The following is a 15762-nucleotide window of genomic DNA, read 5'->3' as shown; positions in this document are numbered from 1 at the left end:
TCCGAGAAGAAGGTACGAACATGAACGCGCGCACAGTCTTCCGCGACGCCACCGTGATCTCGATGGACCCGGCAATCGGCACCCTCGAGAACGCCGATGTCCTGGTCGAGAACGACACGATCGTCCACGTCGGTCCCGGCCTCGGAGCGGTCGACGCCCAGGAGATCGACGCGACTGGCGCCATTCTCACCCCCGGATTCGTCGACACCCACCGGCACCTGTGGCAGTCCGCGATCAAAGGTGTCTTCGCCGACTGGACAACGCTGCAGTACATGCACGGGATCCGCCTGCACATCGCCCCCATGGTCACCGCCGACGACACCTACACCGCCACCTACGCCGGCGCCCTCGAATGCCTCAACAACGGCGTGACCACGGTGCTGGGCTACGAACACAACGTCAACACCACCGAGCACGCCTTCGCCGGCGCACAGGCCATGGTCGACGCCGGAGTGCGCGGCGTCTACGCCCTCGGCATGGGGCAGGCCCCACTCGCACCGCGCGTCTTCAGCCGCACCGCCGACTACATTCCGGTCCTCGACAAACTCCGGAACCAGTTCTTCACCTCCGCCACCGCGCGGGTCCAACTCGGCGTCGCCCCCGTCGAGCTGTTCATGGCATCCGAAGACGTTGTCGCCGAGCAGTTCGCACTTGCCCGCTCGTTCGGCGCTACCCTCACCCTGCACATCAACGCGGTCCAGAACAGTGTCGGCGAGATCGCGCGCCTGGCGAAGGCAGGGCTCATCGCGTCCGACGTCGTCTTCGTGCACGGTGAAGCCAGCACCGACGACGAATACCGTCAGGTCGCCGACGGCGGCGCCGCCATCTGCGCCTGCGTCGAAGCCGAGATGGCCATGGCACAGGGCGAGCCGTCTCTGCGGAAACAGCGGGAATTCGGCCTGGCACCCACCGTGGGCGTCGATTCCGTCGGATGCTGCGGCGGCGGCGTAATCGCCCAAGTCCGGATGGGAATGCAGATCGTGCGCCTCGCCGACGCGCATGCGCAACTCGCCGCAGGACACAACCCCGAAGCGGTTTCAGTCACCGCGCACGAGGCGCTCGAGTGGGGCACCATCAACGGCGCCAAGGCACTCGGCATCGACTCCCGCATCGGGAGTATCACCGTCGGCAAACAGGCCGATCTCGTGCTCTTCCGCGCCACATCACCGGACATGGCCGGCTACCTGCGTTCCAATCCCGCAGCCGCCGTCGTCACCCAATCTTCTGCCGCCGACATCGACACCGTCATGGTCGCAGGAGACATCGTCAAACACGACGGCACACTCCGCGACCCCGGCTGGGGCACCCAGCGCTCCCGGCTGACCGACCTGGCCGACCGAATCGCCGAACAGGCAAGACAGACCGACGGCTCCCTCATCCCCAGCCCACCGCCACAACTGCCGACCGAACAGGGCTGGTGACACCAAACCCAGCAGCACAGCCTGTAGGCAGGTCGAGGGGAGCGACCCGCCGGAGAAGCCAGGCGCCCCGGAACGCAACCATCACATTCCACAGCCCGGAACCCCCGACAAGTGAGTGGTCACGCATGCCCGAGCACCCCGCACACCCGATCCCTCCCCACCACCGCCGAACATTCCCAACCGGCGCAACCAAACCACTGCACACAGTCGGTGACGACGTCGCCCGGTACCGGCACCTGCGACAACGCCGCCAACGACTGCGCCGACAAACCCACGACTGGCAAACCGGACACAGCGACACCGACACAGTCATCGAGTTCGCACACGCGTGGGCACCCTACGGCGGAGCACCCGACGAAGAAATCTTCGTCAGATTCGGGATGTCTACCGACCGCTTCATCGAGATGCTCTGGCGCATACTCGAAAACTGCCTTTTCGCACCCCCGTTCATCGATGAACTCGCCGAGGTCTACCAACCCTCACACCACTAACGACCACCGCCCTGCTTCAGACACGGTCTACAACCCACCGACCACAGATGACGCACACCGAATCGGGCCGTACAAACCGGCCGACTGATCCGTGCTGTTACCACCGGCGCGACCTGACCACTTCTGCGCTGCAGGGTGTTACACCTCGAACTCGTTGCAACGCAGAAAGCGTGCTGATCTGCGACTTCGACCTCGACGCTCCGTAGAGTCTGTTCAGCAATTACTAACACCCTACGAGTGCGTTGTGGCATCCATAGTGCATCAAGCCAATCGGGCCGCACGATGCTTGGGTGCGCTCCTTCGAGATGGATGCGCAGGTCGAAGGACAGCGAGACAGTGGTGTGCGCAGATAACGGTATCGACAATTATCGAACGCCCAGGCATCAGCATGTCCCGCGCCCACTGCTGCGGGGTGCGCTCGGGTGCGGTCATGACGTCCTCCTCGGGGCCATCTTGACCGAACCCCCCGACAAGGCAATCATCACGTCCCCTCCGCGCGAAGAGATGCGGTCCAGAATCGGCGACGCACGTGGACTACCGGGCCGGTGGGGGTTCCTCGCCGCGGGTGAGTTTCCACCACCAGGACGGGCGTGTACGGGGAATCGGCGGGGCGATGATCACGTCTGCCCAGTCGGGGTTCGCCAGCATGTAGGGGGCACGACGCGCACGCCACTGGGCGGCGATATCCTCGAGGCCTTCGATGCTCATCGGGGTGTCGAGGGCGGCCGCGGCTCGTTTGAGCCACGGTGCGAGATGGCGTTCGGCCTCTCGGGTGGTGCCGGTGCCGGCGAGCGCGTTCTCGAGGGTCAACCCAGTCAGGTCACGGCGGATCCGCCATCGCAATTCGGCCTGGTCCACGATCGGGGACCTCGTGGTGGATCTGCTCCCGGAGAACCTGGAGGTGCCGAACAAGTCCGACCGTTGTCGCCGGTCGAGGGCGCACGCGTGGCGCAGGCGTCTTCCAGCTCGTGGATCTCGCGCGGGGTGGGCCGCCGGCCTCCGGCGAGATTGGAGATCAAGCGGTTGCCCAGGTCTTCGGCGCGGACAAAGGCGTCCCGGCCGTGCCGGTACCGCAAAGCGGCGGCGTTCTCCCAGTGGGCAGCGAGCTTCCGCTCCCGGCGTGCCAACACGGACGCGGACGAGAGGAAGCGTGTCCGGGCCTGGCGTGCACGCTCGAAAACCTCGCCGTCCATCCGGGCACGCCGCTCGGGATCACACTCGGCCAGCGGCATCAACGCCGCTCGCAGCTGCTGTGCGGCGGCGACGTACGCCTCAAGGGAGACCGGGTCGGTGCGCGTGCGTTTCACTGGGAGTGGGCCGTTCGTCGTAACTACTGCGCCGGGATGCGCCGCGGCCGGTGTGCAGCAAAGACCGCCACCGTTCCGACCACGGTGATATCGACGGTCTCGAATGCCGCCGACAGCGCGGTACGCAGGCCGCCGGGGTCGTCGGCACTGTTGTCGAAAGCCTTGATCGGTCCGTTGTAGAGGGCGCAGAGGGCGCGGCCGAAGAGGTTGTGCGCCACACCGGTCCCGAGGATGGTGGAGCCGAAGAACACCCCGTCATCGGCGACGACCTGGGCGATGTGCCCGAACGCTCTCCCCTTCTCCGGCCAGGTTCCGGGGACGCAGTGGAACACGAAGTTCGCTGCCACGGAATCGAATACACCCACGGTGGGGTCGATAGGGGCGAGGATGCTTCCGGTGTGGACCTCCGGGGTGATGTTCCGGTCGGCGAGCCTGCCGGCGGTCATCGCCATGGTGTTGGTGTTGAGGTCCATCAGCGTGATCTCGGGCGCCGCGGCCGGGTAGGTGGCCTGGTGGAGGTACCAGCCGGTGCCGGGGCCGATATCGAGGTGCCGGCCGCTCAGGTGGGTGTCGTAGTGGGTGAGGAGCCGTTCGCGGGGACAGCGCCAGGCGTAGGTGTTGCTCCACTTCAGGACGAAGGTGTCATACGCCGCCAGGACGGCGCGGCTGTACTTCTCGGCTCCGTCCTTCTCCGCCTGAGTGACCTCACCAGCTGCCATGTGTTTGATTCCTTTGATCGTTGATATGCGAAGCCGATTCCCCCGCAGCGGGGACGATCGTAACGGTCACGTCGCTCACGGTCTGGCCCCAGAGGGGAGGGTCATGCAGTTTCGCCAGTTCATGACACCTCTAGGTGTTCGCGGGAATACGGGGTGATCACTCGGCGCGGCGCCGGCGTGGTTTGGGGATGTCGGTGCGCGCTCCTTGCCCGGGCCTGTTGTTCGCCCACTCGACGATCTCCGAGCGCTTCCACAGTGGCGTGCGGCCGATCTTCTCCACCGGCGCCGGAGCTTGCCCGCGGGAGACGTACCCGCGGAACGTCGAGATGGAAAGCTCGGTACCGGTTTCCTCCTTGATCAGGTCAATGACCTGATCGGTGGTCAGCCGATGTGGGTTAGCCATGGTGAGAGTCCTTCCTTTCAGCACCCGCGATGTTCGGTGCGGTCCGGGAGTCGACCCGCCAAGCGCCGGCTCCGACGCTTCGACGCCAGTCCATGCGGGCCTTTCCGAAGTAGACCCTACAACGGCGTGCTGTAATGCCCGCGAGTGTGTCCCTGGGGTGCGATGGAGGACCATACATGCCGACAATACATCGATACATTGCAAAGTTTGGTCGGTTGGAGAACGCGTTGCGAGGCTCGCCAGCGGCCGGCCACTGCGGGTCGGAGTAATCAGAAGCCGCTGTTGACTCGGCACAGAGGGCCGCTTAGCAGGGAAGACGACACGTCCCCAACCATCACGCGTTCCTTCCGAATCGGAAGGAACCTCTCGCCTACGACAGCCCGCCCAGCCTTTCGGTGCCAGCGATTGATCGATACGGTCCGCACTGCACCGACTTCGGTCTACATCCGGCGAGTTCGGCCTAGATGCCGCCGTGAGGCGCAGCGTTTGCGCGCCGCGGCGACTCTGCAGTCAGCGGCCAAGTTTCGAAGCCAAAGCCGCGAGCACCGACTCGACGTCCAATGCCACAACGAGGGTTGCACCCGTCGCGCCAGCAGTCGGCGCCGCACCCCCGAACTCCGGGTTGCGGACGCCGACGACGCGGTACGCCTGCGGGTCCGTCAATCGCATCGAAAGGGAGTCAGCGTGCCGATCATTCCAGTCGGCCGCGCGAGAGATTGCGCGACGGATACCCCTCCGGGCAGCCTGATCGAAGCCGTCAGCCTCCACACGAACGGTGAAGACCTCATTTTTGAACTCGAATCCAGTGCCGGGCTGGATATCGACATCGAAGCTGGTCATAGGAAACTCCCCCTTTGCCGGGACTGAGCTGAAACCGCCTGGACCCGAGAGTCATCGGTTCAACCGGGATTAGCTACCATACATTGTAACATTGTAATGTTGCAACCTCGTGAGGCGTTCCGGACGCCAGGTTGCAGGCGAGTGGATGTGACCGGCGAGCGTGCACCTTGGGACGTGCCATATCCCCTGTTCAGCGGGTCGGATTAGATCCTGGTCCTCTACGGGGCTACGCCAGCGTCTAACCCATGGCGAAAATGGAGACGGCACCCTGTCGGCTCCAGGGGATGAGCAGCCGACTAGGGCACCGTCTCAGGTAGCTACCGCATCAAGGGGAGGTCCTAGCTACCGGCACAGAAGAACACGTAGCAATCCGTGCTCGCAACCCCTTGTATGAGCTGCACTCTCCTCGGGCACGAAACGTGCTTAGCGTCTTCCTTGAGCACATCCCGTCAGAGCTTGCGCGCAGAAATCTCCACACCAGCCTTTCGCAGCCGGTCGACCAGGACGTCGCCGAGCGCGGTGGCCGGGGTGAGAACGCCAGCCTCGTCGGGGAGCCGGTCCCGATCCAGCACAAGACTCAGCGCAGACTCGCCCAGCATGACCGCGGTCGCGCGATAGCCAGGATCGCCCTGCGCCTTCACACGTGACGTGTACCGAGCTCCGGTCGTGGTGGTTGTGTAGATGTTCATCGCGAAATAGCCATTTCTCTGCGTCTTTTCGCTGGGGCCGTCGCCGGGCGACGGGAGGATGCGATCGAGGACGTACCTGGTGGGCGGAACACTGAGGCCGAGCACGAGCCCGCCGAGCACCGCTGCGACGCCGCCCGCGAAAATGCGGGACAACCGCGAGTCACCCACGCTCATCACCTCGCGATACTTGAACTTCCGGCCATACGCCCAGCCACGGAGCGCGTTGCTGCGCCGGACGACGCGCGTGTTGTACGAAGCCATGACGAAAGGCGCCTTCCACCCGCGCGCCTCCGGGGCGATACCCGCGCCGTCCACGAGGGCCACGTCCGACTGTCGGCCGAGGTCGGGCTCTTTCGTTCGGTCGGGGCTGAGTGAATACGGCGAAGCGGCGAGGCGGCGCAGTGTCGCATCCTTGCGAGACACGTCGATCTGGGTGCGCAGCGAGTCGATCGTCCCGCCGCTGACTCCGCCGCTCAGCGACGCCACCAGTGTCGTGTCCGTGAGTTCCCCGGCGCCGTCTGCCTCGACGGTCTGGTGCAACACGTGCACACCCAGGTCAGAGGGAATCGAGTCGTAGCCGCAGGAGTGCACGATCCGGACACCGTTGGCGCGGGCTTTTTCGTGGTGAGCGTCGATGCTCTCGCGGACGAACAACACTTCCCCGGTCAGGTCTACATAGTCGGTACCGGCCGCGACGCAGGCCGCCACGATTTCGGCGCCGTACTTCGCGTACGGCCCCACGGTGGTCGCGACAACCTTTGTGCGGGAGGCAAGCTCGGCGAGCGCGACGGCGTCGTCGGCATCGGCGATGACGATCTGCCAGTCGGCGACCCGGGCCCCGAGCACCGACCGCGTTGCCTCGAGTTTCGCTTGGGACCGTCCAGCGAGACCGATCCGGATGCCGTCCGGGGAGTTCCGCGCGAGATAGTCGGCGAGAAGCCGCCCGACGAACCCAGTGGCACCGTAGATGACGAGATCTAGTTCACGTCCGCTGTCAGTCATGCGCGCGAGCATACAAGTGGAGCGGATCAGGCAGAAGAGGTAGATGTAACTCGAGAAATCAGATATCAAGTGGGTGCAGTGCGGCATCCCCGGACAGGTCGAAGGGGGACGTGTCATATCCCCAGTTCAGGACTCTTTTGGGCGCATCCCTGCGGGGTCACATTCGCCGATTCGACCCACAGCCAGAGGTCGAGTTGGCTACATCCGTTCGCCGAGCTGGCCGGCACACACACCTGAGCCAACTTGTGTACTGTCGGTCACTGACCGGGGAGAGAATCGCGCACCCAATTGCGGATGCTAGGTGCCGTTGCCTTCGAAACGCACCGACCTCGTCGCCCATAACTAATCGCGAATGCGGTGGTCGGTGCTTAGGTCAGGTCCTCGGTCGGGGCCGTCGCCGCATTGGCTTTGATCGAAGTAATCCCGTTCTGGGCCGCAGCCTTCGAGGTGTAGCCCTGGCTGGCCGCGATGATCTCGCCGTTCGCTGCCTTCAGGTGAAACCGGAACTGGCCGGCGGCGTCCTTGAACAGCTCGAACTTCGCAGTCATCGCCACTCCTCTGGATGAGTCCCCGGCGGTCGCGGACACGCTCACGGTAAGCCGAGCGAACACCCATCGGCGGCCGAATTCACGATTCCCTGCAGCTGCTCGATTCGCGCCCGCACTCGCTGCAGGTCTCCTTTTGACCATCCCGTTCCGGGACGAGCGTCGCCGGCAGCCGGACATGCGCTCGGCGCCGATCTCGTCCCGCTGGTGGTTCCTCATCCGGACCCTTCTATCGTCCAGTTTGCGATTCTTGGGAAGGCAGCTTCGAGTTCGTTGACCAGGTCCTTCCAATGCGGTCCGTACGCAAGCAGCGTGCCACGGATGGCGATGAATGCGGCGACTGCTGGGTCGGGGTCAAAGCCATAGATGAGCGCGTTCATTGCGCCGTATACGGGATCGACAGGCTGTCCATCGAAAACGGACACGATCTGAGTAGCCGGCACGTCGGGATCTCCGCCGGTCTTCGCCTGCACGGCCGCGGCGTAGATGTCCTTCGGTCGTTCCCACAGCCCGGCCTCAAGTACGGTGACACCGTTCGACACCCACTCGATGTGGAGAAGTCCGATTTTTGTCAGGGCGCGTCTCGGAAGCCACTGGGCGACCGACCGGAGTTCGTCGTCACTGAGGGCTAGAAGTTTCTCGGCAAGGAGTCGATCGACGTGTGCCACGTCCTTGAACTCGTTGAAATTCCGCAGTTGGACTCGTGACACACTTTTGCGGTTTACCAGGCGCTTGAGCTTCGGCCGTCCCAGCGGCCGCGGACTCGGTGTCTGCACCGGCTCCCGAGGAGTCGGGGTCAGTGCCGATGGAAGCTCAGGGTCGACCTCGCTCCAAGCGGTGTCGGTCTTCTTCAGTCGCACGAAACCCTGGACGCGAGGGACCGGCCACAGTTGCACCAAGTAGTCTTCGCTCGGCTCGGCTACGTCCATGTCCCAGTTCGCATCACGGCCTCGAGCGTGCACCCGGACCCGGTATCTACCTGGGTCGAGGACTGTCAGCTCGGTGAAATCTTCGACTGGTTCGCCCTGCAGGGTCATCACACACAATGCGGAGGCGCTGATAGTGCACTCAGCAACGTTCTCCCAATCCTCGAACAACGTGCTTTCAGGCTGGTCGCCAAGTACCTCAACGCCGATCGAGACCGGGCCATACGCGATACCGGTATGTACCGTCAGGAAGTCGCTACCTGCGTCGAAGAGACTGCATTCGACAGCGACAGCCAGGGTGTCTGCATGTCGCTCGCCGAGGGTGAATTGATGATGATCCGCCTCGACAGTGCTCCACTGCGTCATCATCCTGATGCTAGTCATCGACTTATGCGACATCTTGGTGATCGACTCGACCAGTGCTCCGGACGAGGATCCTTGTCCGGTGCCGATAGGCGTTGCTCTACCGGTCGTCTGGGTTGCGGAGGTCGGGATAGTTACTTAGAGCTTGCGCTCGATCCTCGGTTCCGGCCGCGTAGAACCGGGATATTAGTTGATCGAAATGCATTCCGGCGTCCGAGAGAACGTGCACGAGTTGGTCGCCGAGGACGATGTGGTCTCCGGCGCCACGGAGGCCAATGAAGATCTCCCACAGTCGAGTTCCCGGCGGAGGTGGTTCCTGTCGATGCTCAGCGTGAAAAGCTGCGGTGCGCTCGGAGGCCAGCGCGGGATCGAGGATCTGCCAGCGCCCGAGGGCTGTGAGGGTGTAGGCAAGGACTGGGTGCAGTGCGACGACGTACTTGTAAGCCCCTGCCTCATCCGCATAGATCTGTAAGACATTCTCGACAAGATCCCCGTCGTGGAACGGCGCCGGCGGGTCCGGCTCAACATCCCAGACGCTGCCGAAAGAGACCACGCGGCCTCCGACTGCGGGATAGTCGGTGACAGTGGATTCAACGAGGCACAGCATCGGGTGCGCGTAGAGCGCGGCCAAGCGCGCTTGGACCGCGAAAATATCGAGAACTACGCCGGCGGTGCGCCGGTCCATTGCGGCAAGAGTGTCATATCCGGCGATCGCGAGGACTGTGCCAGAGCTGGCGGGATCGCTGCCGTAATCGAACCTAGCGACGTCGGAAAGCACGTCATCGAGCGCGTCGAGGTTGCGGCCATAGTATGAGGGAAAGGACATCGTCTCCGCGAATGCGGTGTGCATGTCCCCGACGGACGTCCACGGATGGGCGTCGATGCGGTGTACGAGGTACCCGAGATCCGCCAGGCGGGTGCAACCGCTGTCGAGTTGGAACACCGTGTCATACCGGTACACGTTGCCGTTTTGCAGGAGACTCCAGTCGAAGCGTTGTCGCTGTTCGTTGAACAAATCGCGGTCGGTCGGATCGAACACACCTCTGTGCGCCATACCCTGAGCCTAAGTGGGTGCGCACCCTGACTAGGTCCGATCAGAGACCGCTCAACGATGGGGCAGCGATCATCGCCGCCCGGAAGCGGAACGGTAGCCGGACACCGGTCGCTCCGGCAACGGCGGCGCATGCACTCGCTACCTTGGTTACCGATTGACCGATGATTCTCGCGCTCGCGCGCAGTCTCCATTGGTGTCAGCCGTTCAACCTGGAGGTCGCCGTGCGCAATTCCCTCACTAGCGCCCCCCTGTGGTCTGCGGCCGCAACCGAACGCGCCGCTCTGGCCGATGACCTCGCTGGTCTTGACGAGGCGCAGTGGGCACAGCAGTCGTTGTGCGGACAGTGGGTGGTAGAGGAGGTCGTTGCTCACCTCACGGCGGCGGCGAGTATCGGTGCGCTTCGTTGGTTTGGCAGTGTCCTGGGGGCACGGTTCGACTTTGACCTGCACAACGACCGGCGTCTGGCCGAGTACCGAGGCGCGACCCCCGCCGAGACTCTCGAGTGGTTCCAGCGGGTCGTCACCAGTACGACGTCGGCGCCGGGTCCCACCGCGGCGTGGCTTGGTGAGGTGGTGGTGCATGCCCAGGACATCCGGCGGCCGCTCGGGTTCGCGCGCACGCCCGCCGTCGAGACGGTCACCAAGGTTGCCCGCTTCTACGCCGGGCGGGACTTCACCGTGGCCGGCCGCAGCACCATCGCAGGTCTTCGTCTCCAAGCGACCGACGGGCCCTTCACGACCGGAGCCGGCCCGATGGTCAGCGGCACGACCCTGGCGCTCACGATGGCCATGGCCGGTCGTGGTGCCTACTGTGACGACCTCACCGGGCCGGGCGTGACGACACTGCGGGACCGCTGCACAACCTGACTGCGCTTGAGAAGCGTCCGCTGACGGAACCACCAGCGGGACGAGATCGGCGCCGGGCGCATGTCCGGCTGCCGGCGACGCTCGTCCCGGAACAGGATCGATGACCGGTCGCCCCCATCCAGGATCCGTATCGGTTCGTTTGGTTACGCGCGGAGTGTGACGATCCGCGTGGCGTGGCGATCGGGTTGTGTCCATCGACGCCCGGCCAGGGGCGGCGGAATGTCGGTGGCACTGTGGGGCAGGATCTCGATGTCGTAGTGACCGATGGCGGGGCGTCCCAGGTTCTTCCATGCGGTGAGGTAGCCGGCGAGTTCACGCACCGCAGGACTATCGGGTCCGGTGGTGGCCATCAGGCGCCCCCAGGAGACGAGGGCGATGTTGCCCAGCTTGTCCGCGATGCCACAACCGGCATGCATCTGCGGGGTCTGCCGGGCGGTGTTGACCGCAATCCGCTCGAGGTGCGGCGCGTGGAGTGCGAGGAAGAAGTCGACGGCCCACGCCTGGCTGGGGTGACACCCGAGCCCGGTGTCGAGCAGCTGCTGCTCCTCGGCCAGTTGCAAGCGGTGCTCGGTGCCGCGGGGTCGATGAAGAGTGTCCCCGTCTGCGAGCATGAAGTTCGCGGCGGCGGTGAAAGTTCCGTACCAGTGACCCGGTTCGGTCCCTTTCCGGAGTCGACACAGGGGATGCGCTTCGCCGTGGCGAAGCGGCACAACGGCGACACCGTCCTCGGTGAGGCAGTCCCACCACTGCGACGGCACGGTCGCACACCCCACGGTCGCGATCAACCGGTCGAAGACACCGCGCAGCATCTCCGGATCGGCGCCGCCGTCGCCCGCACGGACCTGCACGTTGGTGATGCCGCCGGTCTCGAGCGCGGCGGCGGCCCGCGCAGCGACCTCAGGTTTCGAGTCGATGGTCACGACACTGCCGGTAGCGGTGACCAGGTGCGCGAGCAGGGCAGCGTTGTATCCCGTCGCCGTGCCGATCTCAAGGACACGGTCGCCGGGTGCAACGGACAGGGCGTGGAGCATCAGCAGCATTAGGGTGGGCGTCGTCGACGAACTCGACGGCATGCCGTTGGCGGCGGTCAGGGTGGCGAGTGCCTGGTCGCTGTAGATGGCGGCGGCCGCTTCGGCTGACAGGGGCTTGGAGGCGTCGATCCAGTCCGGCTTCCCCTGCGCCTGAAAGCGTTCGAGATAGGTCGCTCGGTCCACGGATCTGAATGCTTCGGCAATTCGCGGATCGAGTCCCGGGATGGAATCGAGGACATCGCGCACAAACGATGAGCGAACTTCCGCCGTGCCGTTTTCCGTCAAGTCAGTCCTCCTTCGACCCTCTCTGCCATGATGCCGCTCAGTCGGATTGCAATGTTGTCCCGTTTGCAGTTCCGCCCAGGATCCGCCAATGGGACGGGTCGCCACGTCGAAGGAACCCATCTGCCGCATTTCGCGGCTGTGATGGCGGCGGTGAGGCTAACGTCCTGACCATGCCTATCCGGGTCGGTGTCGCGTCTCTGGGCTGGTGTTCGGGTGTACGCCGCCGTCGATCTGCATCCACATCGGGAGAGTCATGTCGTGGCACATAGGGATGCTTCCACCGGAAACACCCGACCTCGGCGCCATCGCGCACGGACCCACTGTCCTGGCGCGCAGCCCGGGCTTGCAGGTCGGGCTCCGCACGATCATCGCCTACAAGGGTGGGCTCGAAATCGCGGTGATGGTCATCGCGACCGGCGCACATGCCGACGTCGCCGAACGCCAGTACATGGCGCCGGCCGAGATCGACCCCGTCACCGGGCGCCCGAACCCCCACCCGGTCCTGGGGGTGGCCTTCCGGTTCAGCGCCGCCGACGACTCCACCGAGCAACCACTTCCCCGCCGCAGTACCGCCGCAAGGTCGAAGCCTGGCGTGTTCCGACGCGAATTCTTGTACACCACCAGTGAGCTTCCGAGCTCGAACGTTGTCCGGTATCTCGTTGCGTGGCCGCAAGTCGGGCTCTCGCCTACCACAGTCGAACTCACGCTCCCCGACCCGAATGATCTGCGTCGTCACATCATCCCCATGCCGAACTGAGCGGGTCATCTGGGGAGGTCGGGTTCTGTCAGGACGAGCGTGCCCGGAGGGGACTGCAACTGCAGGTCGAGTAGTTCGGCGACGACCCTGTAGCGTCCAGCCGCAAGCTCCTCGATGTCCGATCCCAGGTTGACCTGCAGGGACATGCGGCCGCACGGCGCGAGATCGGGCAGTGGAGGTGCGTGGGCGAGAAGCATCACGCCGGTTCCCAGCCGTTCGCCGTCCGGTCCGAGCACCCACCCGCGGACGGTCATGTGATCGCCGACGTCGTTCGTCCAAACGTGGTCGGCGGTATTGAGTACATCGATCGACAATTCGGGCACTGTGCCAACCGTGGCGGTTTGCTCGGCTGGCCACCGCAGTTCCAGGCCCGCCCGCCGGGCCGCGCAGGGCCGCCGCACCGGGACCGGGCCGGGATCGGTGCTGACGGTCCAGGCCTCTCCGATCCAGTGCAGGAACACCAATACCCACGCACTTCGCTGGTGGGGGTGCGGCGCGGCGAAGACGTCTCGCGGGTTGTCGATGAACTCCCAACTGGGGAAGATCGGTCGCCAACCCTGACGGGGCAGATCGAGCAGGTCATCAGGAGAGCGCAGGGTGAGCTTGCGGCCACCGATCAAGTCCCACAGCGACGAACCGGGCCCCTCGAGCGCCGCCGGGTCGACTTCGAGAGAGCCAAGCCGAACCAGCCCCGGGTCTGACCGGTTCTCCTCGGAATCCGACCTCGTCATCATCGAATTCTCTCGCACTTACGAACCACTTGTCCGCAAGACGCCCACCGGCGACCCCGCGTTACCGATGACGGATCCCTATTCGGGGACGAGTGGGGGACTCGACGTTCGGACGAACCGTCCCTGTCATCGTTCGGCTTACGGTATCGGGAGGACGGTATGAACATGAGAGGTTGTTGGCATGCAGGGACACAGCAAGGAACTCCAGGCCGCTGCTGCCCGCTTTGCGGAGGCACTTCCCATCACTTCGGAACTCGCTGCGATAGCAGACGAGGTGCTCACTGAGATCCAGGCTGAGATCGACGCTACTGACGCTGAGATCGAAAAGTTCGGCCGCGAACAGCCGCTCACAGAGCCTGGAACCGAGATGGCGATCGCGTTCCGACGCGGAGCCCACCGGGCACTTCTTGCGGATCGCAGTCGATGGCGGAAGATCGTCAACACTCTTCGCGAGATTCCAGACCGGCCCATTGATCCAAGCGGTACTGCGTACATCGCGGGGAACCGAGGGAACGGTCCGAATGGGGACCGCACGACCTGATCTCTCGCTCATCGATCGATGACCGGTCACCGATCAGCCAATGACGCACCAGCCACGTGCACAATCCTCAGTATGACGACTGCGAGCTCGCGAGACGGTCAACAGCCAGCGCTGAGCAAGCCGCCCGGATTGCTCGTGTTGTCGATGACTGTGCTGCCGCTAGTAGGCCTACTCGGAATGCGGTACGACAAGCCCCGAGCTCTGTCCGGAATGACCATCGCCGACGAACTTCTTGTCGGCACTCTGCTGACTCTTGCACTCGCTGTCTCCGGACTTGTGTGGATGATCCGGACGCTTCATGTCGTCGGCCAGGATCAGCGATGGTCGTGGTGGATTGTCGTATCGCCCATCGCCGTGGCACTCGCCCTATTGGTGTACGTAGTGGTTCCCGCTTAGCGATCGCTGATCGGTCCCGGATCCTGGTCCGGCAGCTCGAAGAAGCTCGAGGTCTCATGCCCGCTTCGTTTCGTCGGCGAACACTAGCTGGCCGGTAAATCGATCTTTGTACTGGTACAGGATCGCGTCGGCTGACTTGCTCGGCCAGAGTTGCACGAGCAGCTGTACTGCTGGTTGCTTCTCCGGGGGTGCCACCGAGTCCCAGTACTCGGTGCGCCCGATCGCGGCGACCCGGACCCGGTACGAACCGGGGCCGTGAGGGGTAACGCTGTCGAGCCCGCCCATTGGGGGTCCGTCAAGCAGCGATGTCAGAACCAGATCGTCGGTACTCGCAGTGAAGGACATCTCGGCGATGTCCTCCCAGCGTGCGCGGAACTGGTCATCAACCGGTGGCGGTGGCACGGCCCAGGCTTGCGTCGTCACCGAGATCAGGCCCGTTTGACCGGCGTGAATCGCGACGCGATCACTTTCTGTCGCGAGCAGCCATGGTTCGGGCATTGCTGCGCCGAGCGGTCGGACATCGTCAACGTCCTGGATGAACAGCAAGTTGTAGTCGGCACGAATCGTGACCGTCGCTTCCTGCATGCCGCCGGGCGCCGAGGTTGTGGACATGGATAGATCATCCGCGAAGTACATGCGCGCTGCACGATCGATGATCGGACCGATCAGGGATCCGCATACGGAACAGGTCACCGTTGGCCTGGTGGCGTCTGCCACCATGACCAGATGTACGAGTGCCCGGCACGGGACACTCGCCTGCGGGTTCCTATCCTGCTGTGTCCCAGAAGACCCGGGGATTGCCGTCGGCATCCGTGCCTACGAGGTTGGCGGGGTGGATCCCGCCGGACGTGATGAATTCGGTCAGCAGATGCTCCATCCCGGGTGGAGCGTTGACCTCACCATGTGAGTACAGCGCGATCACAATGCCAGCCTTCGAGGCGGGCACGTGCTCGATGCCGTAGACGGCATTAGGCGCGAACTCGATGTGGATCTCCAGAGAGTTCTCGTCGAGCCGACCGATCCCGGTGACCCTGAAGCGATAGAGCTCCGGTTCGCTCGCTGCCTCGATTTCAGAGACACCAAACGCAGTCCACAATCTGTTTTTCCACAGCATGAAGAGCCGATCGAGCTCGGTACGATCGGGAACACTCATCGTCGTGACTCTCCCGGTAGTGACGTCGTCGGGCAAGAGGAAGAGGATCCTTTGCCCGAACCTGCTTCGGACGAAGTGGCGTCTCAGCGCGTGCCGGCGGCAGTCGACCGTCGTTCCGCAAGCGGATCGCTAATCGGACTCCACTTCCGCCGAGTCTCGGCCCGGTGGCGCGGACTACAAGGCGGCCAATGGGAAAAGGCAGGCTGAGCGCGGGAGAGCCTGACACCAGGAAATCGCGAAGA

The 15762-nt window shown here is 64.3% G+C and carries 17 protein-coding genes; 5 read left to right on the top strand and 12 right to left on the bottom strand.

The genetic code is table 11. The annotated features are described in order from the left end of the window. Positions 1–20: 20 nt before the first annotated feature. Positions 21–1421 (top strand): amidohydrolase family protein, encoded by a 1401-nt coding sequence (locus QM841_RS38740; protein ID WP_283336105.1) that lies wholly within the window; start codon positions 21–23, stop codon positions 1419–1421. 1025 nt (positions 1422–2446) lie between these two features. Here the strand turns inward: QM841_RS38740 and QM841_RS38735 are convergent. The 8 genes from QM841_RS38735 to QM841_RS38700 all read right to left on the bottom strand — a co-directional run bounded on the left by QM841_RS38735 (position 2447) and on the right by QM841_RS38700 (position 9760). After that, positions 2447–2770 carry a hypothetical protein gene (locus QM841_RS38735; RefSeq protein WP_283336104.1) on the bottom strand — a complete coding sequence of 108 codons (324 nt, stop codon included), beginning with the start codon at positions 2768–2770 and terminating at the stop codon, positions 2447–2449. Positions 2771–3242: 472 nt separating this feature from the next. Then, positions 3243–3938 (bottom strand): class I SAM-dependent methyltransferase, encoded by a 696-nt coding sequence (locus tag QM841_RS38730; RefSeq protein WP_283336103.1) that lies wholly within the window; start codon positions 3936–3938, stop codon positions 3243–3245. A 157-nt stretch (positions 3939–4095) separates the two neighbouring features. Next, positions 4096–4341, bottom strand: coding sequence for a helix-turn-helix transcriptional regulator (locus tag QM841_RS38725; RefSeq protein ID WP_276144448.1), 246 nt, complete (start codon positions 4339–4341; stop codon positions 4096–4098). 510 nt (positions 4342–4851) lie between these two features. Continuing rightward, the gene (locus tag QM841_RS38720; RefSeq protein WP_283336101.1) at positions 4852–5181 is read right to left on the bottom strand and encodes a hypothetical protein; all 330 of its coding nucleotides are present in this window, start codon (positions 5179–5181) and stop codon (positions 4852–4854) included. A 449-nt stretch (positions 5182–5630) separates the two neighbouring features. Then, positions 5631–6872, bottom strand: a complete 1242-nt coding sequence (locus QM841_RS38715; protein WP_283336100.1) for a saccharopine dehydrogenase family protein — start codon at positions 6870–6872, stop codon at positions 5631–5633. Positions 6873–7240: 368 nt separating this feature from the next. Beyond that, entirely contained in the window at positions 7241–7420 is a 180-nt protein-coding gene (locus tag QM841_RS38710; RefSeq protein ID WP_167114785.1) for a YegP family protein, read from the bottom strand. Between the two features lie 212 nt (positions 7421–7632). Further along, positions 7633–8727, bottom strand: coding sequence for a hypothetical protein (locus tag QM841_RS38705; protein ID WP_283336099.1), 1095 nt, complete (start codon positions 8725–8727; stop codon positions 7633–7635). 79 nt (positions 8728–8806) lie between these two features. After that, positions 8807–9760 (bottom strand): barstar family protein, encoded by a 954-nt coding sequence (locus QM841_RS38700; RefSeq protein WP_283336098.1) that lies wholly within the window; start codon positions 9758–9760, stop codon positions 8807–8809. A 161-nt stretch (positions 9761–9921) separates the two neighbouring features. Between QM841_RS38700 and QM841_RS38695 the strand changes: the two genes are divergently transcribed. Next, positions 9922–10626 (top strand): maleylpyruvate isomerase family mycothiol-dependent enzyme, encoded by a 705-nt coding sequence (locus QM841_RS38695; RefSeq protein WP_502943324.1) that lies wholly within the window; start codon positions 9922–9924, stop codon positions 10624–10626. Positions 10627–10769: 143 nt separating this feature from the next. On the opposite strand, the gene QM841_RS38690 is transcribed toward QM841_RS38695, so the two are convergent. Then, the gene (locus tag QM841_RS38690; RefSeq protein ID WP_283336097.1) at positions 10770–11840 is read right to left on the bottom strand and encodes a protein-L-isoaspartate O-methyltransferase family protein; all 1071 of its coding nucleotides are present in this window, start codon (positions 11838–11840) and stop codon (positions 10770–10772) included. A 355-nt stretch (positions 11841–12195) separates the two neighbouring features. Between QM841_RS38690 and QM841_RS38685 the strand changes: the two genes are divergently transcribed. Continuing rightward, the gene (locus QM841_RS38685; RefSeq protein ID WP_037204107.1) at positions 12196–12699 is read left to right on the top strand and encodes a hypothetical protein; all 504 of its coding nucleotides are present in this window, start codon (positions 12196–12198) and stop codon (positions 12697–12699) included. Between the two features lie 5 nt (positions 12700–12704). Here the strand turns inward: QM841_RS38685 and QM841_RS38680 are convergent, their stop codons facing one another. Beyond that, on the bottom strand, positions 12705–13430 hold the full coding sequence (locus QM841_RS38680) for a hypothetical protein (protein WP_283336096.1): 726 nt from the start codon (positions 13428–13430) through the stop codon (positions 12705–12707). A gap of 181 nt (positions 13431–13611) precedes the next feature. Here QM841_RS38680 and QM841_RS38675 point away from each other — a divergent pair, with 181 nt between their 5' ends. Next, on the top strand, positions 13612–13971 hold the full coding sequence (locus QM841_RS38675; RefSeq protein ID WP_283336095.1) for a hypothetical protein: 360 nt from the start codon (positions 13612–13614) through the stop codon (positions 13969–13971). Positions 13972–14043: 72 nt separating this feature from the next. Further along, positions 14044–14367 (top strand): hypothetical protein, encoded by a 324-nt coding sequence (locus tag QM841_RS38670; RefSeq protein ID WP_283336094.1) that lies wholly within the window; start codon positions 14044–14046, stop codon positions 14365–14367. A gap of 54 nt (positions 14368–14421) precedes the next feature. Here QM841_RS38670 and QM841_RS38665 read toward each other — a convergent pair whose 3' ends face one another. Together QM841_RS38665 and QM841_RS38660 are read right to left on the bottom strand one after the other, a co-directional pair. Next, positions 14422–14979 carry a hypothetical protein gene (locus QM841_RS38665; RefSeq protein ID WP_283336093.1) on the bottom strand — a complete coding sequence of 186 codons (558 nt, stop codon included), beginning with the start codon at positions 14977–14979 and terminating at the stop codon, positions 14422–14424. Positions 14980–15133: 154 nt separating this feature from the next. Beyond that, the gene (locus QM841_RS38660) at positions 15134–15520 is read right to left on the bottom strand and encodes a hypothetical protein (protein WP_242323081.1); all 387 of its coding nucleotides are present in this window, start codon (positions 15518–15520) and stop codon (positions 15134–15136) included. Positions 15521–15762 lie beyond the last annotated feature (242 nt).

The sequence above is a fragment of the Rhodococcus sp. IEGM 1307 genome, assembly GCF_030056915.1.
In the GTDB taxonomy this organism is placed as follows: Bacteria; Actinomycetota; Actinomycetes; order Mycobacteriales; family Mycobacteriaceae; genus Rhodococcus_F; species Rhodococcus_F opacus_D.
The sequence above is the reverse complement of the archived record's forward strand: the minus strand, read 5'-3'. Positions and strand labels throughout refer to the sequence as shown.